The organism is Candidatus Binatia bacterium (genome assembly GCA_036504975.1).
Classification (GTDB): domain Bacteria; phylum Desulfobacterota; class Binatia; order UBA9968; family UBA9968; genus JAJPJQ01.
In genome coordinates this window covers 1-22,320 of the sequence record DASXUF010000098.1, presented here as the reverse complement: position 1 = coordinate 22,320, position 22,320 = coordinate 1, and the positions used below count along the sequence as shown (strand labels likewise).

The following is a 22,320-nucleotide window of genomic DNA, read 5'->3' as shown; positions in this document are numbered from 1 at the left end:
CTTTACTCTTTCGCCTTTGCCGGTCCGCCCTTCACCACCAAAACCTCTTCGAGCCGCAAAGGGTCGACCGCCAGTGTCACTTCAACGTGCTGGAACAAGCCGATGCTTTTCTTGTTTACCTTCGAAATTGTCCCGACCAACAGGCCCTTGGGAAAAACGCCGTCGAGCCCCGAGGTGACGAGGCGATCGCCTTCCTGGAGATCGTCGCTGCGCTTCACGTATTTCATGATCGGGCCGTTTTCCAGCGATCCGGCAACGATGCCGCGCGCGCGGCTTCGCTGTACGATAGCGTCCACTCCGCTGTGAGAGTCGGTCACCAGCAGCACCTTGGCGTTTCTCGACGTCACTGAAACCACCTGCCCCACGACGCCCAGGTGAGAAACCACCGCCATGCCTTTTTCCACTCCGGCCGACTTTCCCTTGTCGATGAGCAGGCTGTGGAACCACGTGCTGGCGCTGTTGGCCGTAACCGACGCCGTGACGGCGCCCGGCGGCAACTCCGCGCGAAATTCCATCAGCTCGCGGAGCCGTTTGTTGGTCGCCTCATCTTCCAAAAGCCGGTTGCGCTCCGTCTCGAGTTGCTGGATGCGCGCTTTAAGCTTTTCATTCTCGACGCCGAGGCCGCGCAAGGCGGCGTAGTTGAAATAGACGTCCTTGATCCCCCCGACCGTCATCTGGATTCCCGATTGAAAAGGCCGCATCAGCGCGATCAGGAGCGGCCCGATCGGGTCGGCTCTCATTTGTCCCCTGGTTGCGGGTGCGATGATGTAGAGAGACAGCAGAACGGAGAGAAAGGCGCTGAGGAGCACCTGATTACGGCGGACGAAAGAAATCATGGACTCTTAACCGCGGTCAACGAAGCGATGCTAGGACGACGTGGCGACCTCCTTTAGCAAGGAAATCTCGTCGAGAGCCTTCCCTGCGCCCATCACGACCGCCGTCAGCGGGTCGTCGGCCAGGACGACCGGCAGGCCGGTTTCTTCCCGGATGAGCATGTCCAGGTTTCTCAGCAGCGCGCCGCCGCCGGCCAGCACGATGCCGCGGTCGACGATATCCGAAGCCAACTCCGGCGGCGTGCGCTCGAGCGAGATCTGCACGGCCTCGACGATCTGGTTCAGCGGCTCGACCAGAGAATCGCGGATCTCCTTGTCGGTGATGACGACGGTCTTGGGCACGCCGGAGACGAGGTCGCGTCCCTTGATCTCCATCGTTTGAATCTCATCGCCGGGATACGCCGAGCCGATGGTGATCTTGATCAGTTCGGCCGTTCTTTCTCCCACGAGCAATTTATATTTTCGCTTGATGAATTGGGCGATCGCCTCGTCCATCTTGTCGCCGCCGACGCGGATCGAGCGGGAAAAGACGATGCCGGAAAGAGAGAGGACCGCGACCTCGGTGGTGCCGCCGCCGATGTCCACGATCATGCTGCCGGTCGGCTCGGTGATCGGAAGGCCGGCGCCGATCGCCGCGGCCATCGGCTCCTCGATCAAGTAAACTTCGCGTGCGCCCGCGGACGTCGCCGACTCGCGCACCGCTCTTTTTTCCACTTCGGTGATGCCGAACGGCACGCCGATGATGATGCGCGGCCGGACGAAGCTGTGGCGGTTCTGAACCTTGCGGATGAAATAGCGCAGCATCGCCTCGGTGATCTCGAAATCCGCGATCACGCCGTCCTTCAACGGCCGGATCGCGACGATGCTTCCGGGAGTCCGGCCGAGCATTTTCTTGGCCTCGGCGCCGACCGCGAGCACTTTCTTGCCGCCGCGCTCGTTCTTGTGCTGGACCGCCACCACCGACGGCTCGTTGCAGACGATGCCTTCGTTCTTGACGTATATCAGCGTATTCGCCGTGCCGAGATCGATTGCCAAATCGTTGGAAAAAAGGCTAAAGAGGGAATTCAACATGCAAAAAACGGCTCCTTTACGATTGCCGGATAGGGCCTAAATCCAAGTGAAAATAACAAATTTGACCCTATCAAGCAAGATGACTTGGAAACATCAAATTACGGCATCCAAAATGAGTGCCAAGTGTTTGCAATGGGAGAAGCCATTACCTATCATGTGAAGGTTTCCACGCCGCTACCGCTTTATCCAAGAAGGATTCATTTATGCTTGATGTGTTGCGCAAACGGAAAAGGTCCTGGGTCGTGACGTTTCTCCTTGGGCTTGTTGTGGTCGTTTTCGTCCTTTTTTATGGCGGAGGAAAAATGGGCGAACACGACTCGGATAAGGTAGCCGAGGTCAACGGCGAAGTCATCAGCCAGAGGGAGTTTGGAACTCAGTATCAAAAGATGATCGACGTCTACCGCAATCTCCTCAAGGGCGAGTTGACGCCGGAGACGCTCAAAAACTTGAAACTTAAAAATAGCGTCATGGAAGATCTGATCCAACAGCGCCTGCTGCTTCAAGAAACGCGCCGGCTCGGCCTGGAGGTGACCGACGAAGAGCTTATGGAAGCGATCGCGCGCGTCCCCGAGTTCCAGATCGAAGGCCGCTTCAGCAAAAACCGTTACCTCCAGTTGCTGCGCGCGAACCGGATCCATCCCGGAGAATTCGAAGAAGAGCGGCGGCGGGAGCTGGCGGTCCAGAAGCTTTACGGCGTGATTCAGGACGCGGTCCGCGTCTCCGAGAACGAAGTGCGCGAGCAATACGGCTTCGCGCAGGAAAAAGTCTCGTTCAACTTTATCCGGCTCTCCGCGGAAGATTTTCTTTCCCAGGCGAGCGTCACGGAAGAGGAGAGCAAAAATTATTACGAGCGCAACAAGGCCGCGCTCGCCGAGCCGCTCAAGGTTCAAGTCGAATATATCGTTTATCCGTCCGCCCATTTCGTCGAGCAAGTCCAGGTCGGAGAGAAGGAGATCGAAGATTATTATAACCGCAACCGCGCCGCGAAGTTTCAACAGCCGCGAGCGGTCCGGCTGCGCCACATTTTGGCGCGCGTTCAGTCCGGAGCGGACAGCGCGCAAAAGGCCGGCGCACGCTCCAAGGCGGAGACGGCGCTCAAGGAAGCGCGGAGCGGAAAAGATTTTGCCGCGGCGGCGAAGAAATATTCCGAAGATCCGAGCGCGGCCCAGGGCGGAGACTTGGGCTGGATCAGTCCCGGCCAGTTGCTCCCGTCCCTGGATCAAGCCGTGTTCGCCCTGAAAAAAAGCGAAGTGAGCGGCGTCCTGGAAAGTCCTTTGGGCTACCACATCTTCAAAGCCGAAGACGTGAAGCAGGAAAAAAGCACCGCCCTCAAAGAGGCGACTCCGGAGATCGTCCGCGCCGTCAAGGCGGAGCGGGGAAAAATCGAGGCCGGCAGGGCGGTGGACGCGGACCGGCAGAAAGCGGCTTCGGGGAGCGAGCTCGCCGCGCTCGCCAAGCAGAGAGGCCTCGCCGTCAAAATGACTCCCTTGTTCGGCGTCGGCGAAGTTTTTCCGGACATAGCGCCGATGGAAGAATTTCGTCGCGCCGCGTTTTCGTTGCCCGTGAAGGAAGTCGGACCGGCCATCGAAGGCGCGAACGGCTATTATCTTTTGCGCGTGACCCAGAGAAAAGAGCCGACGGTTCCGCCGATGGAAAACGTGCGCGCCGAGATCGAGAGACGAGTCAAGGAATCGAAGGCGCTGGCCCTGGCGAACAAAAAGGCGTTGGCGCTCCTGGAGCAGTTGAAGATGGAAAAAGACATTCACAAGGTGGCCAAGGCGAACGGGCTTCAAGTCGGCGACACCGGATGGTTTCTCCGCGGCGACGCGGAGATTCCCAAAGTGGGCGCGCTTCAAGACGCCAGGCCGGGGGATATCGCGATTTCCATTTATCAACCTTTGGCCGACCGTCCCTACACGCAGAAAAACACCGTCTATCTTTTTGCCTTCAAGGAGAGCCAGGGTGTGGACATGGAGCGGTTTGAAAAAGAGAAGACGGCTCTTCTGGAGCAGGCTCTGCAGGGGAAGAAACAAGCGACGGCGAAAAAATTCATCGAGATTCTGAAAGCCAAAGCGCGCATAGCAGTGGAGCCGGCGGTTCTGGAAGGGAGCTGAGTCATCGCTTCGCGATGAATCGTTCGACTGAGCTCACGACGAAGTCGCAAATCTCAAATCTCATATGGCAAAGAAGTCATGCGGGATTTCGCTGTTGACGGAACATGAGGATTTTTCTGCTGCGGCACGGCGCCACCGACTGGAATCTGGCGCGGAGGTGCCAGGGAACGACCGACCTGGAGCTGAACGAGACCGGGCTCCGGCAGGCCGCGGCCGCGGCGCATGAGCTCAGCGGCGAGAAAATCGACGCGGTTTATTCCAGTCAACTCAGAAGGGCGCTCCAGACGGCCGCCGCCGTCGGCCGTCTTCACCATCTCACCGTGATCGTCGAAGAGAGTCTCCGCGAGCTCGACCACGGCGAGATTGAGGGACTGACGTTTGCAGAAATTCAGGCGACACGGCCGGATTTTCTGCGCGAGTGGCGGGACCGGCCCGCCGAGGCCGACATTCCCGGCGGCGAGCGGCTCGCCGAGGTCGAGAAGCGGGCGTGGGACGGTTTGTGCCGCATCGTCGGGCGCCACGGCGCCGAGAATACGCTCGTTATCGTGAGCCACAATTTTCCCATCCTCGCCGTTCTTTGCCGCATCACCGGAACGCCTCTCAACCGGTACCGGTCGTTTCATTTAGACCCGGGCGAAATCGTCCGTCTCAGCTACGATGCGGACGACGCGTGGCGCGTTATATCTAAAAACGGCCATCTCCCGCTGCGCCAAGTTTGACTCTTCGGGCTCCGTCTAGGACGAAGATTTTTTGGCGGGCCGGAAAAGCGCGACCAGAGATTTGCGACTATCTTTGCTCAAGACAAAAATTCCGATCGTCAAGGCGATATAGAGAAAAGAGAAGAAGTAGCGAAACGTGGGATCGGGAATCAACAGTTGGGTGGTAAAGAGAACGAACAAGAGAGCCGCTTCGGCGAGAGAGAAGCAGAGATTGATCAGCACCGCAACGGCGAAGACAGACTGCGCCGAGGTTAAAAGTATTTCTTCCACTTGCCGCTGGTCCATATGCATCGGCGTCATCCGGCCGGCGGAAATCATATAGACCAGCGGGAGCATCCCGACCAATAGCGTCCACTGGTTGACTTTGGAGGAAAGCAGCGTGCCGAGGCTCGCCCCCGGGTTGGCTCTGAGGGCGAAGAGAATCGCCACGATGAATTCGGGCGACTCGGAGGCCAGCGGCGCGAGCCACTGGACCAGCACAAACTCTTCGATGCCGAAAGTCCGTCCCGTGGCCAGGAGGCCTTCGGCAAACGGCTCGGCGGCGAGGAAGATCGTATATCCGGAGAGAAAAAACAGGATCACCGTCGCCAAGCGCCGCGGCCGGACTCCCCAGTGGGCGATCATTTCCGACGGCCCTTCGAGCTCCGGCTCCACCTGGGCCGCCCGGGTGGCGCGCCAGATGTACAGGCCGAACATCGAAACTAAAACGACGGCGTCGACAAGATCGAGTTGGGCCTTCAGCGGGATCGTAAAGGAGTAGACCGTCGCCAGGGCGAGAAATAAGATCTCGACCTTGTGCGAGGGCTCAAGCTCGAAAGACCGCTTGCCGGTCTTCAGCCAGTAGGTAAAGACCACGCACGCCCAACCCATGCCGATGAGCAGGCGGTTTGCGCCCGTCATGTTGGCAGTCGCGTAGGCGGTGTACTGGGGATCTTTGCCTGCCGTCCAGGCGAAATACATATCGACCGCGTACTCCGGCAAAACCGCGATCAGAGCCAGAAACGCCAATGCCAGCGCCTGCGGAATATCGAACTGGGCGAGCTCGGCCGCCCAGGAAAGGAGAAAGGCCGCCCCAAAAATGCCCAGGCCGGCGCTGAGGGCTTGCCATTCCGGGCTGGCGTGAATGCCCATGGAATGAAAGAAGATCCATTGGATGCAGAGCAAAATCGCCGATGCCAGCCAGAGCCGATCCGCCATAAAAGCCCTCCTGAGGTGTCGTCGGTAGCCGCCGTAAATAAACAGGGCCATTCATAGCCGAAAAATGATCCGTATTCCAGAAAAAGAGCGCAAAAAAAATGGCCGGTCTTTGGACCGGCCATTTAATGGATGGAAGAGCGGTTGGTTCTCCATCCCAAGGGAGTCAAATTAGGAGCAAAAATCTACGGGCGCTCTCCTCCCCTGCTGTCTCCGTCTCGGGAGCGCTCGTCGCTCTCGTCCCGCCGCGCTTCGTCGATCTCCTGTTCGATCCGTTTTCCCACCCACTCGCCGCCGGCGATCAGCTCTTGCGGGGAAGCGCCGCTAGAGATCATGGCAAGCTCCGTTTTGATCTTGGTGCGGATCTGCTTCCTCGAATCCCAGTACTGCCCGTATGAACTTGTGCGACGGAACTCGACGTAATCGAGCCAATCGTGTATGCCCCTGAGACCGCTCTCCAAGTCGCTGACTCCCCGCTGCCTGTCACCCTCGCGAAGCTTCACCAGGCCGAGGTAAAGCCTCGCCAGGTGGTCGTCTTTGGAAAGTGAAGCGCCACGCTCCAGCGCCTGGCGCGCCTCGGGGAGTCTTCCCGTCGCGTAGTACGCCCGGCCAAGATAAGTCCACGCTCCTTCGGGAAACACGCTGAAGTGCAGGCGATCGGGGGCTAAATCCGCCGCTTGCTGAAAGTTGACCACGGCGAATTTGGGATCGCCGAAAAGCAGATCCCTTCGGCCGGCTTCGACGTAACCTTGGGCGGTAACGCAGCCGGAGACGGCCAGTAGGAGCGATAGTGCGCCCAGGGTAAAAAGAAAACTTTCAACTCCCGCAAAACGCGACTTGGCTTGTCTCATAAAACTAGTCCTCCAACACAGAAAAGATAACGCAAAATAAAAGACTTTACTACTACCCGTTTGGATAGCTCCGGACCTTCCCCGGTGGGCGGCCAAGCTCTAAAAAAAACTGGCCGGTTCGACCGGCCAGTTTAAAATTGGGAAAGAAACCGAGGGTCGAGCAGCTATTCAGGGGCGATGCTTTCTTCGGCTATCACCGTCCCTGGAACGCTCGTCAGACTCATCGCGGCGCGCGAGATCGATCTCCTCTTCCATGTGCTGTCCGGCCCACTCCGCCTCGGCGATAAGCCTGGGCCAGTCCACTTGTCCGGAGGAGATCATCGCGAGCGTCTTTTGGATCCTCGAACGTATTTCTTTGTTCGGGTCCCAGAACTGCCCGCGCCAGTGGTGCCGGTACTCCATGTAATCGAGCCATTCGTGAACGCCGCGCAGGCCGTCTTCGATGTAGCGTAAACCGCGCGCCCGATCGCCCTCGCGAGCCAGCACCAAACCAAAATAAAGCTTGGCGAGATTATCGTTCGGGTATCGTGATACCGCCTCCTCAAGCGTCCGGCGCGCGTCGGCGAGTCTTCCCAACGCGTAATACGCCCGCCCGAGATAGGTCAAAGCTCCTTCAGGGAACGTGCTGAAGTGCACGCGATCGGGTGCTATCTCCGCGGCGCGACTGAAGTTGACAACCGCGCGGTTCGGATCGCCAAAAATCAGATCCCTCCGTCCGGCTTCGACGTACCCTTGAGCCGAGGCGCATGCAGCAAGCGCCGGAAGCAAGAGTCCGAGTAAAAAAGATGGATACTTCGACCGCTCGCATTTGAGCTTCATCGCAGCACTTTACCGCGTCCTTGTTTGAATTATAACTCGGCCGGTTTTTTTTACTAGTGTTATCGCCCGGGTTCTTGAATCGTTCCACGCCAGGCGCCGGTTTCTTGACCGCGATGCTCGATGAATTTTTTAAAGCGTTCGAGATCATTTTCCACACGTCTCGAGACGACGTCGACGCATCGCCGGTAGATTCGACGAGCCCCTTGGGATCGTAGGCCAGCTCGAGCTAAGGGTCGAACCGTCAGGAGCTTTTATCTCCCGGTTCTGGCTCTCGTCGAGTCGTTCCCTGGGGCGATGTCTCCTCTTGGGTCAAAGGAGCCGAATGAACTTTTTCTCTCACCACATAGGGCCGCTGTTGCATCAAGACCACGGAAATCCGTGTGGTCAGCTTACGCGCCACCGCGACAATGGCCACCCTCGAACCTTGGTGGCGAGGATGTTTGTGGCAAATCGAGCGGAAAAATTCTCTCAACTCGCCGTCTTGGCGGATCGCCGACCAAGCCGCCTGGATCAGCTTACTTCTAAGCCGGCCGTCCCCGGTGCGAGTGATCGATCCCCCGATCGGTTCGATCTCCGGTGGAGTGCTCGGTAGGCACCAAGCCCAGAAACCCTCCCAGCTGGCGGACATTTTTAAGCTCGCGCCAGTCCCCGATCCTGGCCAGAAGCTGACTGGCCACGATCCAACCAATGCCGCAAACCGTCATCACGTACTTAATGCATTGAGACAATTCAGAATCCTTCTGACAGAAGCGGCGAACCTCTTTAGTCGTCTTAAGGCCCTGCTTCTCCGAGAACTCCAGGCCATCGAGCAACTGATCGAGCTTAAAGCGCACGGTAGAAGAACACGGAAGCTTTCTGAGCTTAGCCTTCACCATGAAAGACCACTGGCTGCCGGCGGAAGCAGGGGGAAAGTCGATCCCTTCAAAGAGCAAAAGCGATTTGATGCGCAGCTTGGTGGCCACCACCTCGCTCACCAAGGTGTCGCGCAGTTGGGTGAGGTGGCGAAGCTCGCGATAGACGGCAGTGGGAACATGGATGCCTTTGAGTTGCCCCCCACGAAGATTCTCCGAGAGTCCCTGACTGTCGAGCCGATTGGTCTTCACCCTCTGTCCTGGAGCTTTGGGAATCATCGAAGGAGAGGCGATCAAGCACCTATAAGCTTGGCCCTCAAGCCCATCATACAATCCGTAGCCCGTTGGTCCAGCCTCATAGGCAAAGGCCACCTTCTGATCGGGAAAGTGCTTGCGCACGTGATTCACAAGATGCTCCACGCTATAGGGCATGTGCAACGACCGGATAAATCCTTGGTGACTGGTAAAGGTCACCGAGATACTCTTCTTGTCGACGTCCAGTCCGGCGAAAACATCGTAGTCCGTTGGTACAAACGTCTTGTCTCTCATCGCAGTGCCTCCTTTGTTCAAGGGCTTTCGTTGAAGCCATTGTACAAGAGCACTCGGTGTGAGCCACAACATCCATCATACAAGTCTCAGGGTGAACGGACCTAGTATTGGAATCGTTGAGTAATGTCCGTTCGTGCTGAGCCTGTCGAAGCACGAGTAGGACTTTTTCAACAGTCTGTAAACGTCCGACCTGAGCCGGCTTTTTCTCCACTTGAGGGCAAGGGTAGATCCTTGATACTTTCCAGGCGTGACGGTCGTGAAATTTTTTCATCCGGTAGCCGCCGCCGTCCTCATGGTTGCCGGGGCGGGATGCGCGTTGTCATCGCAACGCGCGCGCGAGACGGTCGTTAAACCTTCGACTCCCGCTCACATCCTGCGTGGCAATGGGGTCCAGGAACGCTACGACTCTTATCGACGGCGGTTGGAACAATTCCATGAGGCGCTCACCGTCGCCGTGAAAACGGCGGCACCGGCGCTGCTGGCAAAGCTCGAGCCGCCCAGGCCGGTACCGCACGGATACGGAATCCTGCCCAAGATCGTTCCGGATGCGCCGGCGCCGACCGGGCCGCAGCGCGCGACGTCGGTGGGGTACAGTTGGCCGCGGACCGAGCGGATGATCGATCGTGAATTGGACGATCTGACGCGCTCCGAGACCGAGCTGGAGCGCGCCGCGGCGTTGGCCCCCGCGGATCGAGAGACGGTTTATGGGAAACTGGCGGACGGCTACGCCGCGCGCCGCGAGCGCCAGGAAAACATCGACGCGCACATTAAACACAATCGTTTTTGGCAGGCGACAATCGCCGCCGACCGTTCGAGATACGATCGCGGGACTAAGCTTCACGATGCCGTCCTCGAGCGCCAGGCCGTCCACGATATGCTGGATGCTATGGACGCGCTAGACGCTACGAGCGCAACCGACGATGCCGCGCTCAAAAAAGCGTTGGATGGAATCAAGGCCATCGATAGCTCGCTCGGCCGTGCCGAACTGGAGATGGGCTTGAGGGAGCGCGAGAAGACGCTGGCGCGGATGATCCACGACGCGACCGAGCGCATCCGCGCGTCCCCCTTTCTTCGCGTCGAGCATCCCGAATCGCATCTTTGGATCTTTCGCGTTTTCTTCTACACGGATATCGACGACAGCGGCTTCGTCGGCTCCATCAAGGAGGCCGTCGAAAAAATCTGGCGCCACCGCGACGGCGACGATGAGTTTCGCGTCGAACTTTCCATTTCGTTTATTCCCGCCGCCGGCCTTTACCGCGAAGCGCCGATCCCCGAGAGGGGCGACGAGATCGACACGAGTCGGTACGGGCTTCTTTTCCCACGGGACGGCGCGGCGCTGACGACCGGCGCGCTCGCCACGCACGTTTTCGGTCGCGCGATTATCTTAGGTCCGCACGACATCGCGCCGCGCGTTCTGGCGCACGAGCTCGGCCATATCCTCGGCTTTCGAGATCGGTACTTTCGCGGCTACAAAGATCTTGACGCGGACGGGTTGCAGGTGATCGAAGTCATGGCCGAGCCGGACGACATCATGGGCAATCCCGGCACGGGCAGGGTCTTGCGCCGGCATTTCGAGAGGATGATAGAGAGCACCGGTGGAGAGAGATCGGCGAATTAATTGATGAGAGGGCGCGGGCGATGCCCTTCGACGTAGCTCAGGGCACCATTCGACTCGAGGAATGGGTTAGTCCTTGGCCAGCCATGAGCGAGCCTGTGTTCTTTCAGGCGAGTCGAAATCTAAAACACAGACCGTCCTTCGACTCACGAGTTCGCTCAGGACACCATTCGACTCGAGGTCCAGATGAATCCGAGAATGGCCAGCCATGAGCGAGTCTGTGTTCTTTCAGGCGAGTCGAATGGTGGAGCCGAGGGGAGTCGAACCCCTGACCTTCGCGTTGCGAACGCGACGCTCTCCCAGCTGAGCTACGGCCCCACGGGCGGAATAAACTATGTGACGGTGCGGAGATACTCCCTAAGTTGCTTTTCCATGTCCGGTCTTTTCAGCGCGTAGGCGACGTTCGCGCGCACAACGCCCAGCTTGTCGCCGACGTCGTAGTGCTCGCCGGTAAATTCATAGCCGTAGACTTTTCTCCGGCGCGCCAGCTCGGCGATCGCGTCCGTGAGCTGGATCTCGCCGCCTTTCCCGGGCTGGATATTTTCCAAACAGGAAAAGATATCCGGGTGGAGAATGTAGCGGCCGACGATCGCCAGCTCGGAGGGAGCGTCTTTCGGCTCGGGCTTTTCGATCATCGACTGAACTTCGTGCGTCCGATCGCTTATCCTCGGTCCTTGAACGATTCCGTAGCGCCGGACATCAGGTCTGGGGACTTTTCTGAGCGCCAAAACCGATTCTCCCTTCGCTTCGGAGACGTTGAGCAACTGGCGCACGCAAGGAATCGGATCGTCGATCAGATCGTCGGACAACAGAACGGCAAACGGTTCGTTTCCGACCAGATTCCGCGCGGAAAGGACCGCGTGGCCGAGCCCTAAAGGCTGCTTCTGCCGGACCGAGACGATATCGATCAGCCCCGAGATCGCCTTCAACCGCTCCAACAACTCCCGCTGCCCGCGCTGTTCCAGAACCAGCTCGAGCTCCGGCGCTTCGTCGAAATGATCTTCGATGCCGTCTTTTCCTCTGGCAGTGACGAAGATCATTTCCGTGAGCCCGGAATCCACCGCTTCCTGAACGACGTATTGGATCGCCGGGGTGTCCACGATCGGCAGAAGCTCTTTCGGCACGGTTTTGGTCGCCGGCAGCAGACGCGTGCCCAACCCGGCGACCGGTATGACGGCCTTTTTGACCTTCATGGCAGGAGAATCAATTGGCCTTGTTTTTTCTCTCGGCGACTTCCTGAAGCGATTTGCAGTGGATGCAGAGCGTCGTGACCGGCCGCGCTTTGAGCCGCGCCGTGCCGATCTTTTCGCCGCATTCCTCGCAAACGCCGTAGCTGCCGTCCTTCAATCGCTGCAAAGCTTCTTCGATTTTTGCGATCAGCTTGCGCTCGCGGTCGCGGATGCGCAGGGTGAAATTTCGGTCCGATTCCATCGAAGCCCGGTCCGTCGGATCGGGAAAGTTTCCGTTTTCGTCCATGCCGTCGACCGTCTTGCCCGCCTCGGTCAAAAGCTCCTGCTTGCGCTCGTTCAGCAACTTGCGGAAGAAATCGGCGTCCCTCTGGTTCACAGCAACTCCGGCCGGCGCGAAATCCAATCCAAATTTTATAACACTAATAAACTTTGAAGTAAATCCGCGCGGCGAAAACGGGGCGAGCTTTACTCCCAGGAAAAAAAGGAGCGCGGGTGCTTGAGAATGAATATTTCCGTGGACGCGGGGAGCGTCGCGCGGTTCAAGATGAGTTGCGAGTCCTTCAGGTGGCGAACGGGATAGCGGTCGCCGACGAAGGCGGCGAAAAGATCGGCCTGTCGCGTTACGTCGTAGTGCATCGGGATCACGATCGGCGGGCGCACCTGCTCGATGACTCGCAGCACGTCTTCGAAGCCGAGGTTGGTCATCGCGTCGATCGGGATCATCAGGACATCGACGCGGTTCAGCGCCTTTTCCTGCTCCGGCGTGAGCAGATGTCCCATATTTCCCAGGTGGGCTAGGCATAGGCTTCCCATCTCGTAAACAAAAATCGAATTGGCGATTGCGCCCCAGGCCGGGCCTCTTTGGCTCGGGATGTTGACGATCGTGATGTCTTTAATATGGGTGCGTATCGGGTTCCAGGTCTGGCGCAGCGTGATGCCGCGGAGAATCACCGGCTGGCCGGAAACCGCGCCGACGTTGTTGTGCGTGATGTGATCGTTGCTCACCGTGACCGCGTCCGCGCCGATGCCCGGAGTCACGTTCAGGTTCGGGTCCGTGACGACTTTAGTTCGGCTTCCCGATTGAATGAGAAAACTCGAGTGGCCGAACCACTCGACGAAATAGTTGCCCAGCCTGGGCGTCGGGCCGGAGCGGATTTGCGCCAGATCGCGGCCGGCGTCGAACAACCGCACGAGTGCCGGATTGCAGAACGCGTCGGCGGCGCGGCGCGCTAGCAGCAGGCCCCACCCGGCAAGGAGAGCGATGAAGTAGCGCCGTCTCACCGCTTCTCCTCGATGATCAACGCGATGAAGCTGGAAATTTTAGTATTTGGCCGCCGCCACTCGTCTTTGGGCAGATACGCTTTGACGCAGGTCTGGGAGAGAAAAGTTTCCAAGTCCCAGCCGTACTGAGTTGCGACCTGAGGCAAGAGCACGCCATGCTTGCCGCCGCTCTCCACGTAGAGACCGTGCTTGCCGATTTGCAACGAGAGCGGATCGGTCACCGGCTCCAAAGCACTCAGCACGGAGATGTCGATTCGGATCTCGGCCAGCTCGCGCGACGTGACGGCGGCGACGCGGCGATCGCGCGCCGCCGCCGCCTCGGTCATATCGATCACCGTCTCGTAAAGCGGGCTTGTCGGGAAGCAGGTGCCGACGCATCCTCTCAGCTCGTTTTGCCGGTGCAGGCTGACGAAGGCGCCGTAGCGGGAATGCAAAAGGCAGGGATCGTCGATGGTCTCGGCGGCGTCGGCCGCGCCGCGGACAAAACTCTCCAGGGTTTGGCGCGACAAAGCGATGAGCCGCTTTTGGGACGAAGGAGGAATCTCGATGCGCTCCATCTTATCCTCCGCGGTGCGCCCAAACTCTATCGCCGCCGCCGGAGGTTTACAACAGGCGGCTTAGTCCGCGCAGTTTTTGCAGACGCCGTAAAGCGTGACCTGGTGCGCGGTGACCTTGAAGCCCCGGCGCGGAAGCGCGGAGGATAAAACCTTTTCCGTCGATTTGACCACGATGTCGTAGACCCGGTTGCAGCGCTCGCAGATGAAATGATCGTGCCGGTCCACCATCGGATCGAAACGCTGGGTACGGCCGAGCGTCAGCACCTTGAGTTTCTTTTCGCCGACGAGCTTTTGCAGGTTGCGGTAGACGGTGCCGAGGCTGATGGTCGGCATCGTGCGGCGTACCTTCTCGTAGATCTGGTCCGCGGTGGGATGGGCCGTCTCATCCTTGATCGCGTCCCAAACGACTTTCAGTTGTTGTGTGTGGCGTCGGGTTTCTTTCATGATTCACTGCTCGATGAGATCCTGGATGAGAGACTGCCGCATCTCCTTCCAGATCTTTTCTTTAGCCCGGTAGTTGGGATGATCGATCACGACCCACGCCTCATCGCGGCCCGCGACGAAAGCCTCGCGCGCCTCGGGCGTGAAACGAAAGCGCACGTATTGGACCGCGCTGATCTTATCTTCTTTGCTGTGTCCCTCCTCGAAGACGGCTTGAATCGTGTGGCGCTCGCCGATCTTGAGAAAGACCGCTTGGTCGATCCCTAAAAATTTTAGCAGGTCCTCGCGGATCTTTTCCTGCTGTTCGATCTCGAGCATCAACGTCGCGCTGAGCTCGTTCGCGCCGGGGATGAGCGTGTTGTAGGTTTCGACTTCTTCTTTGATCTTGTCGAGATCCGTGATCCGCTCCGTGCGCAGCATCTCTTGAATTTGAAACAGAATGGTTTTTCGGTTCTCGAACAGCAGCGAAACGCGATCGCCGATCTGAAGGCGGCGATTCTTTTTGTATTCGATGATCTCCCGGCGGAATTGATCGCGGACTCTTTCGTACGCGGCCAGGCCCATCAAATCTTCCATGGCGATCTTTTTCATGGTTCGACAGTCTGCTCACCATGACCCTGAGGATCTCGAAGAGTCACGGGCGCTTACTCCGCCTCGAGCCCATACGCGCGCGCGAGGATACGGATCGGATGAAGCGCCTTGCGCTTTAGATCTTGCTCGATCTCCAGGCCCGCCAGGGGACAATCGGAGACGGTCAATTCCGCCCCGCTTTCCCGGATTTCCCGAAGTTCATTGATGAGCGGCGCGGCGACTTTGCGCGAGAGGTCGTAGTACTGGCGTTTGAGACCCCAGGTGCCGTCGATCGCCGCGCACTTTTCTATGAGACGGACCCGGGTGTCCGGAATCAGTTGCAGTAGGTCGCGCGATTTGTAACCGATGTTTTGCGCCCGCAGATGGCAGGGCATCTGGTAGGCGATCTCGCCGGCGCCTTTGACGAAGCGGGTGTCCAGTTTTCCCTGGCCGTGCAGCGCCATCAGATACTCGCAGATATCGAAGGTGCGCGCGGCGACCTCCCGCGCCGCCGCGTTGTTCAGCAGGTGCGGATATTCCTGCTTGAGCATGTAGCTGCACGTAGGCCCGGGAACGACGACGTCGCGGCCCTGTTTCACCAGTGCGTGGAGCGAATCCACGTTGGCGCGCGCGTTCTTGCGCGCCCCTTCGACGTCGCCGCCGTCCAGGAACGGCATGCCGCAGCAGCGCTGCTCCGGGCAGGCCACGTCGATGCCGTTTTTCTCCAGCACTTTAACGCACGCCCGTCCGGTCTCGGGCTCGTTGTAGTTCACCGTGCAGGTGTAGAACAAAGCGACGCGTCCGGCACTTTCGGCGCCGGGTTTGCGCCTTTGTTTGCCGAACCATGAACGAAAAGTTTCCGAGGCATACTTGGGAAGAATGCGATCGCGATGAATGCCGAAAAGCTTCTCCATCACCCAGCGGTTGAGCCGATTGGTCGTCGCCCAATTCGCGATCGGCGCCAAAAACGTGCCGATCCTGCCCATCCAATCCACCTGGCCCAGGATCCGGTCCTGAAGTGAGACGCCGTCGCGTTTTACCTGCACCGCCTTGGAGCGCAGCATCAGGCGCGGAAAGTCAACGTCCCAGCGGTGCGGCGGCGTGTAAGGACAGTGATTGAAGCAGAGCTTGCACTGGTAGCAGAGATCGGTGACCCTTCTAAGATCCTCGGGGACGAGCTTCTCCGCCTCGCCGTCGACATTGTCTCTGTCGAGGCGGGCGAAGAGGTCCGTGAAGGACGGGCACAGACTATAGCAGCGGCGACACCCGTTGCAGATGTCGAAGACGCGCTTCAGTTCCGTCTCGACCTCAGGCTCTTCCCAGAAAGACGGGCTATTCAGTTCAAAGGGCATGGAAGATTCTGGGGATCGGGGCATGATGCATCACGCCCCGATAAGTCCCCTTTTCTCAGCTCGCGGCGTCGGCGGGTTCTTTGCCGGCGATTCTCTCCAACCCTTTGGTGAAGCGTCCCGCGTGGGATTTTTCCGCTTTGGCCAGCGTCTCGAACCACTCGGCCAGCTCGGCGAAGCCTTCCTGGCGCGCGGTCTTCGCCATTCCCGGATACATCTCGGTGTACTCGTAGGTCTCGCCCTCGATCGCGGACTTGAGATTTTTCTCCGTGCTGCCCATCGGAACTCCGGTGACGGGATCGCCGACCTCTTTAAGAAAATCGAGGTGGCCGAACGCGTGCCCCGTCTCGGCTTCCGAAGTGTCGCGGAACAATCCGCCGACGTCCGGATAGCCTTCAATGTCCGCCGCGCGGGCGAAGTAGAGATAACGCCGGTTCGCCTGCGATTCGCCAGCGAAGGCGTTTTTGAGATTCTCGAGACTCTTAGTGCCGGTTAGTTTTGCCATAAAAACCCTCCTTGTTTATTGATAATGATTACTGTTAACACTAGAAACGGAACCTTGTCAAGACTCTTTTTAAAAAAAATCGTCGGCTAGGCTTGCTGCGGCTCTTCTGCTATGTTGCCTCATCACGCTTACGTAGAAAGGCGCGAAAGAAGATGATTCACATCGATGAGTTCAGAAAGATCGATCTCCGAGTCGGTGTCGTCAAAAGCGCCGAGGCCCATCCCAACGCTGACAAGCTGCTCGTTCTCAAAGTGGACCTGGGCTCGGAAGAGCGGCAGATCGTAGCCGGCATCCGCGCCCATTATCAGCCGGAGGAATTGGTCGGGAAACAAGTCGTCATCGTCGCCAATCTAGAGACCGCCGTGCTCCGCGGGATCGAAAGCCAAGGAATGCTGCTCGCCGCCTCGGACGGCAACGGCGTCGTGTTTCTGACGCCGGAAAAATCGGTGAACGCGGGCGCGAAGGTTTCTTGAAACTGCGGCGCGAACGCAAAGCTCAGCCGTCACTTTTAGCAATCGTTCCTAAGCACGGTCGGCAGTTTTTTTACGACCGCTTGTATAGAGAAAAGACCCGCGACCCCATATCTCGCCCGCTGGAGCACGCGGTTCGGCGACGGTCTATGCCTCACGGAAGTAGCTCAAGGGCGCGCGCGAGACGTGGACCGACACGAATCGCGCCGAAGTCCCGACGATCTGTCGTTAGAACCCGGTACACGTGTCGTCTCTCAGCAACGGCGGCGACCGTGCCATCGACCAATCCCAAATTCAGCTTCGTGAATCTGGCGTCGAGTTCGAGGGATCGCACAATGTCCGATGGGAGAGGCAGTTCGTATTCGTACCGCGTCGCCGGGTCGAAGATCTCAGCAACGAGCTTTCGCATAGCTGGCCGGTTCTCCCGAAGAAAGTAGTCCACCTCGGCGAGAACAAGCCCTGGCACGATGACAAGACTCGCAGAGGTCAGAATATTCTCGTACTCAGGGAAGGTTGGTTTGCCTGCGGCTGTGCGGGCGAGCGCTCGAAGAAGTCCACCAGTATCTACGACGATCGGCGGAATCACCCCTTGAGTTCCCGGAAGAGCTCGGATTCCTCTCCCAGCTTGGTGTCGGTCGACTCGAAGAGGCGTGTCGAAGGGGCACGCCGGCCAGTGTAGTATCGCGACGCCACTACGCGCAGGCCCTTCCGGATGAGCTCGGAGGCAGACTGACCCGCCGCCCGGGCTCTTTTCAAAGCCCGTACGTCTTCCTGTGCAAGGCGAACCGTTGTCGAAATCAAGCGCGGCATACAATTACCATACAATTCCAACCAGGTGAAGGCAAGTAGCACATCTGAGTGGTGCAAGCGCGTTGTGTTCTTCAGGCCGGAAAAAACCGTCAACGCGGGCGCGAAGGTTTCTTAAGAATGACGGGGCTATCCCGCAGGGAAGTGTGTTCGAGCCGACTCATTCCTTTCTCAGTCGAATCACCTTCGCGCGGCCGGCGTCCGCGCCGGCGGTAGACTCCGCTTTGCGCAGAAGCCCCGGTGCCACGTTCCAGTGCTGTCCGGTGTCGGTGATCACCGTAACCGTTTTCTTGTTGTAGCGGGTAAGCATTCCAACAAGGCGCGGACTCCCTTCCGGCTGAAAAGCGACGCGATCGCCGATCTTGAAGTCCAGCATCTGCGAGTGCGCGCGCATCTGGCTCAAGAACCGCAGGCGTTCCACGACCCTGTTGTTCAGATCGATCAGTTCTTCTTCGTTGAGCTTGTCGATGTCGATCTTCATCACCGCTTCCGCCTTTCAATGAGCATCTTATTCGTGGTTGCGCCACAGTTGACTCTGCCGGTTGACGCAAAGCTCAGCCGGCGCGCGCTTGCGCGCGTCCGGGTGGGGCGTGTTGTTAGCCGTTACCATGGTATTGCACCTGAAACTGTCCATTCCAACGGCGTTCAAGGATTTTGACGCGCTCTCGAAAGAAACGACGCATAGACGGAGACTGCGCCGCGAGGAAAAAGCCAACGTAGGCCGTTCGAAAGGAGTAGACAGAGACATCGCCCAAAGCCTGCCAAATTTCAACAACGCGCCGCTGAATGTAGGAAGCACGATCCTCGCGTGGAAAGTGCTGGTAAATCAGAATGGAACAACCGGCCTCAGAAAACGTAGGGAGTTCAGACCAGTAGAGGTACTTTCTAGAACGTTTTCGCCCGAGCGGTACTGACTTTACTTCGAGCCCGTTGTCAGGATCGAAAAACAAGAGTTGTGTTCCACAAAGCGCCGACTTGGCGTTCGCAAAATATAAGGCTCGGCGTTCGCGGTCGTCGTCAAGGATTGGAGAAAAGAACTTCGCATTCGGAAGGACACCGGAGCCTTCTACCAAGGATACGTCGCGTCGCCTATGGTCATGGACGATTCGGCGCATGGCCTCAAATGTTTTCTTGTCGAGGCTCCTCCAGTGATCCGGCTGTTGCAGATAGCGAAGGAACCGGCCATCAGTGCGCCCGTCATTGGCAGTCAACATCCAACAGACGCCCGACCGGAGTTCGCCTTCCCCGGTAAGAACCCGGATCAGACTGTACTTTCGGAAATCGTTGATATCGCCGACGTATTGATTCTTCACGGCACTTGGTAACGGCTATTAAGTGAGTCGCTTTAACAGGCGACAAATGCCGGTCGGCCTATCGCCTAAGACGGCCACGCCAATCAAATCCGATTCGGTTGCAATATCCGCCAGGTATTTCTGCTTGTCAACAATCTGCTGGCCGCGAAATGATCCGAAGGCTGTCGAAGGCTATCATAGATGCCTTACCTTCAAGTTGACACAAGCCGACTCGATGGAATAGTTATGCATCGAGGACGACGATGACGCGGCGCTTCTTCATAACCTTTGCATTCGCTGTCTTTTTATTCTCGCCGGTCGCCAACGATTTGCTCGCCGCCGAGCGGCCGGACAAGAAGGCCGAGTGGGAAAAGACGCTCAAGGCAGCGAAAGGCGAAGGGCAGGTTACCGTCTTCGGCTGGTCGCGGGACAGCCACGTTCAAGCGCTGAGCGAGTTCCAGAAATTTTATCCCGAGATCAAATTGGTCCTGATCTCCGGCAGCGGCTCGGATCTCGGCCCGCGGCTGATCGCGGAGCGTCGCGCGGAAAAATATTTGGTCGATCTCTTTATCGGCGGGACGACGACGCCGGTCGAGGTCTTGATGCCGGCCAAGGCGCTCGATCCGATCCGGCCGAGCCTGATCCTCCCCGAAGTCGCCGACGAGTCGCTATGGTTCGGAAAAAAATTCCACTTCGCGGACGCGCAAAAGGAACACGTGCTGTTGAACGACGGCACGGTCGAGACCTCGCTCATCGCCTACAACACGAAGCTCGTGCGCCCCGACGAGATCCAGTCCTATTGGGACCTTTTGCAGCCCAAGTGGCGCGGCAAAATTCTGGCTTACGATCCGCGCAAGCGCAGCGGCGCCGGCGGCCCGATACGGTTTCTTTACTTCAGTCAAAAACTCGGTCCGAAGTTCGTCTATCGCCTCTTCAACGAAATGGACCTGACGCTCGCGACCGAAGGCCATCTCATGACCGACTGGCTGGCGACGGGGAAATTCCCGCTCTTTCTCTTTCCCGCCGCCGGTGATATCGACAAGGCGAAAAAACAAGGCCTGCCCGTAGCTGAGCTGACGCATCTGTCGCAGGAAGGCGCCGCCATGCACGCGGGCGCGGGGGCGATCGGCATCATCAATCGCCCCGCCCATCCCAATGCCGCTAAAATTTATCTCAACTGGTATTTGTCGCGCGAGGGGCAGATGGCTTATCAGAGAATCACCGAGCGCAATTCCTTGCGCACGGACATCCCCAAGGACCGCCTGCCGGACGCGGCCAACATCGTTCCCAAGGAAGGCATCTCTTATATTTTTTCCGCGCTGCCGGAGTACAGCGATCTCCAGCCGATCCGGAAGCTCGTCACCGAAGCGCTGGAAAAATCCGGAAAAAAGTAATCACAAAAACGGAGGCCCATATGGCGAGATCCGAGTTGCAACAAAAATTGGATGATATCTGCCGCGAGCACATCGAAGAGAGCCATCGCCTGAAACTCCGCGACGTGACGCTCACGCCGGCGCGCGGGAGATTGATCGCCGTCCAGCGCGCGCTGTTCAACAAGAACCGGCGCGACTGCTGGGGCGCGGTGCAATGCTCGTCGCCAATCGACGTCAAGCGCGTCGTTTGGGCGCACGAGGAGGAAGAGTTGATCCGCGATCCGCGCTGCGGTTCGGACCACTACTCGCTCCACGTCCGGCGCTGCATGGCGCTCGGTCTCACGCGCGAAGAGATCGAAAACGCCGCGCCGCTGCCGTCGTCTCGCGCCGCTTTTTACGCCTGGCTTTACATCGCGCGCACCAAACCCTGGCTCCAGGCGCTGGCGTCCTCCTCGATCCTCGAGCGCGACGCCAACATGATGAGCGCCCGGGGCGACATGAAGCGCAACACCGAGAAATGGAAAAAGGAGCTGGGTCTCAGCGACAAAGACATGGAAGTGGCGACGGCCAACGAGAACGCCGACGGCGATCACTCCGACATGATGGCTGAGATCTTCGACCGCCACGCGGCGACGCCGGAGCTTCAGGCGCTGGTGCTGCAAGGCGCGCGCGAATCGCTGGAGATAAACAGAACGTTCGTCGCGGGATTGACCGAAGCAGCAAAGAGACTTGAATAGCTACTCGATATCGTGCTTCGACCGGCTCAGCACGAACGGAAACTCATAGAAAGGCCCGGTCACCCTGAGCTTGACGAAGGGCGACCATTTAAAGGAAAACAATGCCACGTCAGTACCGCATCATCTCCGGAGACTCACACCTCGACCTGCCGCCGGAGCGCTGGACCGCGCGAGTGCCGGCGCGCTGGCGCGAGCGCGCGCCGCGCCGGGTGAAGCTCGCCAACGGCAACGACGGTATCGTGGTCGAAAATCGCCCCGTCTTCACTCCGACCTTGCTGATCACCGGCAAGCCGTACGAGCAGCATGACGCCGGCGAGATCAGCTACGACGGCGCGGGAACCGGGACGCCCGAGCAGCGGCTCGGCGAGCAGGACCAGGACGGCGTCGACGCGGAGATTCTCTACACGCATCCCGTTTACATGAGCCTGTGGCGCGGCATCCGCGACGACGAGCCGTACCAGGCGATGATCCGCGCCTACAACGATTTTCTCGGCGAGGAATACGCCGCCGCCGCCCCCGACCGGCTGATCGCCATGGGATTGATTCCCGATACCGGCCTTGACGACGCGCTCAGCGGGATGGAGCGCTGCGCGCGCATGGGGTTGAAGGGCGTCTGCCTCTACAAATTTCCCTCGGGAAAAGGTTACCCGACGCCCGAGGACGACCGCTTCTGGCAAGCCGCGCTCGACATGAAGATGCCGGTCAGCGCGCACACGGCCAACGGCTCGACGCGTTTTTCGCGCGAGGGGCCGTTGCTCAAATATTCGCGCGTTCCGGAAGACGCGATTCCCGGACGCGATCCGGCGAATCTATTGGTCCGTTTCCTCGGCGAGGCGCCGGCGGGCGCGTTGCAGCTCGCGGTGGGCGGCGTCTTCGACCGCTTTCCCGCGCTTAAAATCTATTGGGCCGAGACGCAGATCGGCTGGCTGCCTTATTGCCTATCCCAGCTCGACGACACCTTCGAGCGCAATCGCTACTGGTCGGAGCGCCTGTGGGGCCTCAAGCCGCCCGAGCGAAAACCGAGCGAATACCTCAAGAGCCAGAACCTCTGGGGCTTCATGCGCGACCCGCTCGGCGTCAGGCTCCGCCACGACGTCGGCGTCAACCAGCTCTTGTGGGGCAGCGACTTCGC

The 22,320-nt window shown here is 58.8% G+C and carries 23 protein-coding genes, 1 tRNA gene and 2 pseudogenes; 7 read left to right on the top strand and 19 right to left on the bottom strand.

The genetic code is table 11. From position 1 onward, the window contains the following. Positions 1-2 precede the first annotated feature (2 nt). Together mreC and VGL70_12700 are read right to left on the bottom strand one after the other, a co-directional pair. Entirely contained in the window at positions 3-836 is an 834-nt protein-coding gene (mreC, locus tag VGL70_12705) for a rod shape-determining protein MreC (GenBank protein HEY3304385.1), read from the bottom strand. A 30-nt stretch (positions 837-866) separates the two neighbouring features. Continuing rightward, on the bottom strand, positions 867-1,904 hold the full coding sequence (locus VGL70_12700; protein HEY3304384.1) for a rod shape-determining protein: 1,038 nt from the start codon (positions 1,902-1,904) through the stop codon (positions 867-869). A 203-nt stretch (positions 1,905-2,107) separates the two neighbouring features. Between VGL70_12700 and VGL70_12695 the strand changes: the two genes are divergently transcribed. Together VGL70_12695 and VGL70_12690 are read left to right on the top strand one after the other, a co-directional pair. Continuing rightward, positions 2,108-4,018: a SurA N-terminal domain-containing protein gene (locus VGL70_12695; GenBank protein ID HEY3304383.1), complete on the top strand. Its 1,911-nt coding sequence runs from the start codon at positions 2,108-2,110 to the stop codon at positions 4,016-4,018. 104 nt (positions 4,019-4,122) lie between these two features. Continuing rightward, positions 4,123-4,737: a histidine phosphatase family protein gene (locus tag VGL70_12690; GenBank protein ID HEY3304382.1), complete on the top strand. Its 615-nt coding sequence runs from the start codon at positions 4,123-4,125 to the stop codon at positions 4,735-4,737. A gap of 15 nt (positions 4,738-4,752) precedes the next feature. On the opposite strand, the gene VGL70_12685 is transcribed toward VGL70_12690, so the two are convergent. The 5 genes and pseudogenes from VGL70_12685 to VGL70_12665 form a co-directional block, all read right to left on the bottom strand. Then, entirely contained in the window at positions 4,753-5,934 is a 1,182-nt protein-coding gene (locus VGL70_12685; protein ID HEY3304381.1) for a sodium:calcium antiporter, read from the bottom strand. A gap of 182 nt (positions 5,935-6,116) precedes the next feature. Next, the gene (locus VGL70_12680) at positions 6,117-6,782 is read right to left on the bottom strand and encodes a tetratricopeptide repeat protein (GenBank protein HEY3304380.1); all 666 of its coding nucleotides are present in this window, start codon (positions 6,780-6,782) and stop codon (positions 6,117-6,119) included. A 168-nt stretch (positions 6,783-6,950) separates the two neighbouring features. After that, positions 6,951-7,601: a tetratricopeptide repeat protein gene (locus tag VGL70_12675; GenBank protein ID HEY3304379.1), complete on the bottom strand. Its 651-nt coding sequence runs from the start codon at positions 7,599-7,601 to the stop codon at positions 6,951-6,953. A gap of 59 nt (positions 7,602-7,660) precedes the next feature. Then, positions 7,661-7,827: pseudogene (locus VGL70_12670) on the bottom strand (cyclase). 295 nt (positions 7,828-8,122) lie between these two features. Then, entirely contained in the window at positions 8,123-9,001 is an 879-nt protein-coding gene (locus VGL70_12665) for an IS110 family transposase (GenBank protein HEY3304378.1), read from the bottom strand. A 256-nt stretch (positions 9,002-9,257) separates the two neighbouring features. On the opposite strand from VGL70_12665, the gene VGL70_12660 reads away from it, so the two are divergent. Then, a complete protein-coding gene (locus VGL70_12660) occupies positions 9,258-10,619 on the top strand; it encodes a hypothetical protein (GenBank protein HEY3304377.1) in 1,362 nt (453 codons plus the stop codon). 239 nt (positions 10,620-10,858) lie between these two features. Here the strand turns inward: VGL70_12660 and VGL70_12655 are convergent. From VGL70_12655 to VGL70_12615, 9 genes are all read right to left on the bottom strand, one after another. Continuing rightward, positions 10,859-10,934, bottom strand: a tRNA-Ala gene (locus VGL70_12655). A 14-nt stretch (positions 10,935-10,948) separates the two neighbouring features. Next, positions 10,949-11,809 (bottom strand): UTP--glucose-1-phosphate uridylyltransferase GalU, encoded by an 861-nt coding sequence (gene galU / locus VGL70_12650; GenBank protein HEY3304376.1) that lies wholly within the window; start codon positions 11,807-11,809, stop codon positions 10,949-10,951. A 10-nt stretch (positions 11,810-11,819) separates the two neighbouring features. Further along, on the bottom strand, positions 11,820-12,182 hold the full coding sequence (gene dksA, locus VGL70_12645; GenBank protein HEY3304375.1) for an RNA polymerase-binding protein DksA: 363 nt from the start codon (positions 12,180-12,182) through the stop codon (positions 11,820-11,822). Positions 12,183-12,271: 89 nt separating this feature from the next. Next, positions 12,272-13,087, bottom strand: coding sequence for an MBL fold metallo-hydrolase (locus VGL70_12640; GenBank protein HEY3304374.1), 816 nt, complete (start codon positions 13,085-13,087; stop codon positions 12,272-12,274). Next, a complete protein-coding gene (gene amrA / locus VGL70_12635) occupies positions 13,084-13,644 on the bottom strand; it encodes an AmmeMemoRadiSam system protein A (GenBank protein ID HEY3304373.1) in 561 nt (186 codons plus the stop codon). Before amrA ends, VGL70_12640 begins: the two co-directional genes overlap by 4 nt. Positions 13,645-13,704: 60 nt before the next feature. Beyond that, a complete protein-coding gene (locus VGL70_12630; protein HEY3304372.1) occupies positions 13,705-14,088 on the bottom strand; it encodes a transcriptional repressor in 384 nt (127 codons plus the stop codon). Between the two features lie 3 nt (positions 14,089-14,091). Beyond that, positions 14,092-14,676, bottom strand: a complete 585-nt coding sequence (locus VGL70_12625; protein ID HEY3304371.1) for a DUF3501 family protein — start codon at positions 14,674-14,676, stop codon at positions 14,092-14,094. A gap of 53 nt (positions 14,677-14,729) precedes the next feature. Further along, entirely contained in the window at positions 14,730-16,007 is a 1,278-nt protein-coding gene (locus VGL70_12620; protein ID HEY3304370.1) for an anaerobic glycerol-3-phosphate dehydrogenase subunit C, read from the bottom strand. A gap of 55 nt (positions 16,008-16,062) precedes the next feature. Continuing rightward, entirely contained in the window at positions 16,063-16,509 is a 447-nt protein-coding gene (locus tag VGL70_12615) for a rubrerythrin family protein (GenBank protein HEY3304369.1), read from the bottom strand. Between the two features lie 146 nt (positions 16,510-16,655). Here VGL70_12615 and metG point away from each other — a divergent pair. Continuing rightward, positions 16,656-16,982 (top strand): annotated as a pseudogene (gene metG / locus VGL70_12610) (methionine--tRNA ligase subunit beta). A 151-nt stretch (positions 16,983-17,133) separates the two neighbouring features. Here metG and VGL70_12605 read toward each other — a convergent pair. From VGL70_12605 to VGL70_12595, 3 genes are all read right to left on the bottom strand, one after another. After that, complete coding sequence (locus VGL70_12605) at positions 17,134-17,565, bottom strand: type II toxin-antitoxin system VapC family toxin (protein ID HEY3304368.1); 432 nt, start codon at positions 17,563-17,565, stop codon at positions 17,134-17,136. Between the two features lie 381 nt (positions 17,566-17,946). Next, complete coding sequence (locus tag VGL70_12600; protein ID HEY3304367.1) at positions 17,947-18,267, bottom strand: hypothetical protein; 321 nt, start codon at positions 18,265-18,267, stop codon at positions 17,947-17,949. 115 nt (positions 18,268-18,382) lie between these two features. Then, entirely contained in the window at positions 18,383-19,099 is a 717-nt protein-coding gene (locus tag VGL70_12595) for a hypothetical protein (protein HEY3304366.1), read from the bottom strand. A gap of 242 nt (positions 19,100-19,341) precedes the next feature. On the opposite strand from VGL70_12595, the gene VGL70_12590 reads away from it, so the two are divergent. From VGL70_12590 to VGL70_12580, 3 genes are all read left to right on the top strand, one after another. After that, complete coding sequence (locus tag VGL70_12590; protein HEY3304365.1) at positions 19,342-20,472, top strand: hypothetical protein; 1,131 nt, start codon at positions 19,342-19,344, stop codon at positions 20,470-20,472. 20 nt (positions 20,473-20,492) lie between these two features. Beyond that, positions 20,493-21,188 carry an iron-containing redox enzyme family protein gene (locus VGL70_12585; GenBank protein ID HEY3304364.1) on the top strand — a complete coding sequence of 232 codons (696 nt, stop codon included), beginning with the start codon at positions 20,493-20,495 and terminating at the stop codon, positions 21,186-21,188. A 101-nt stretch (positions 21,189-21,289) separates the two neighbouring features. Continuing rightward, positions 21,290-22,320: amidohydrolase family protein (locus VGL70_12580; GenBank protein HEY3304363.1), on the top strand; the 1,031-nt coding region annotated here is incomplete at its 3' end.

Excerpts from the sequence above, each read along its gene's own strand:
- mreC (HEY3304385.1), bottom strand. The coding sequence starts at position 836 with ATGATTTCTTTCGTCCGCCGTAATCAGGTGCTCCTCAGCGCCTTTCTC.
- VGL70_12700 (HEY3304384.1), bottom strand. The coding sequence starts at position 1,904 with ATGTTGAATTCCCTCTTTAGCCTTTTTTCCAACGATTTGGCAATCGAT.
- VGL70_12695 (HEY3304383.1), top strand. The coding sequence starts at position 2,108 with ATGCTTGATGTGTTGCGCAAACGGAAAAGGTCCTGGGTCGTGACGTTT.
- VGL70_12690 (HEY3304382.1), top strand. The coding sequence starts at position 4,123 with ATGAGGATTTTTCTGCTGCGGCACGGCGCCACCGACTGGAATCTGGCG.
- VGL70_12685 (HEY3304381.1), bottom strand. The coding sequence starts at position 5,934 with ATGGCGGATCGGCTCTGGCTGGCATCGGCGATTTTGCTCTGCATCCAA.
- VGL70_12680 (HEY3304380.1), bottom strand. The coding sequence starts at position 6,782 with ATGAGACAAGCCAAGTCGCGTTTTGCGGGAGTTGAAAGTTTTCTTTTT.
- VGL70_12675 (HEY3304379.1), bottom strand. The coding sequence starts at position 7,601 with ATGAAGCTCAAATGCGAGCGGTCGAAGTATCCATCTTTTTTACTCGGA.
- VGL70_12665 (HEY3304378.1), bottom strand. The coding sequence starts at position 9,001 with ATGAGAGACAAGACGTTTGTACCAACGGACTACGATGTTTTCGCCGGA.
- galU (HEY3304376.1), bottom strand. The coding sequence starts at position 11,809 with ATGAAGGTCAAAAAGGCCGTCATACCGGTCGCCGGGTTGGGCACGCGT.
- amrA (HEY3304373.1), bottom strand. The coding sequence starts at position 13,644 with ATGGAGCGCATCGAGATTCCTCCTTCGTCCCAAAAGCGGCTCATCGCT.
- VGL70_12630 (HEY3304372.1), bottom strand. The coding sequence starts at position 14,088 with ATGAAAGAAACCCGACGCCACACACAACAACTGAAAGTCGTTTGGGAC.
- VGL70_12625 (HEY3304371.1), bottom strand. The coding sequence starts at position 14,676 with ATGAAAAAGATCGCCATGGAAGATTTGATGGGCCTGGCCGCGTACGAA.
- VGL70_12620 (HEY3304370.1), bottom strand. The coding sequence starts at position 16,007 with ATGCCCTTTGAACTGAATAGCCCGTCTTTCTGGGAAGAGCCTGAGGTC.
- VGL70_12615 (HEY3304369.1), bottom strand. The coding sequence starts at position 16,509 with ATGGCAAAACTAACCGGCACTAAGAGTCTCGAGAATCTCAAAAACGCC.
- VGL70_12600 (HEY3304367.1), bottom strand. The coding sequence starts at position 18,267 with ATGAAGATCGACATCGACAAGCTCAACGAAGAAGAACTGATCGATCTG.
- VGL70_12590 (HEY3304365.1), top strand. The coding sequence starts at position 19,342 with ATGACGCGGCGCTTCTTCATAACCTTTGCATTCGCTGTCTTTTTATTC.
- VGL70_12585 (HEY3304364.1), top strand. The coding sequence starts at position 20,493 with ATGGCGAGATCCGAGTTGCAACAAAAATTGGATGATATCTGCCGCGAG.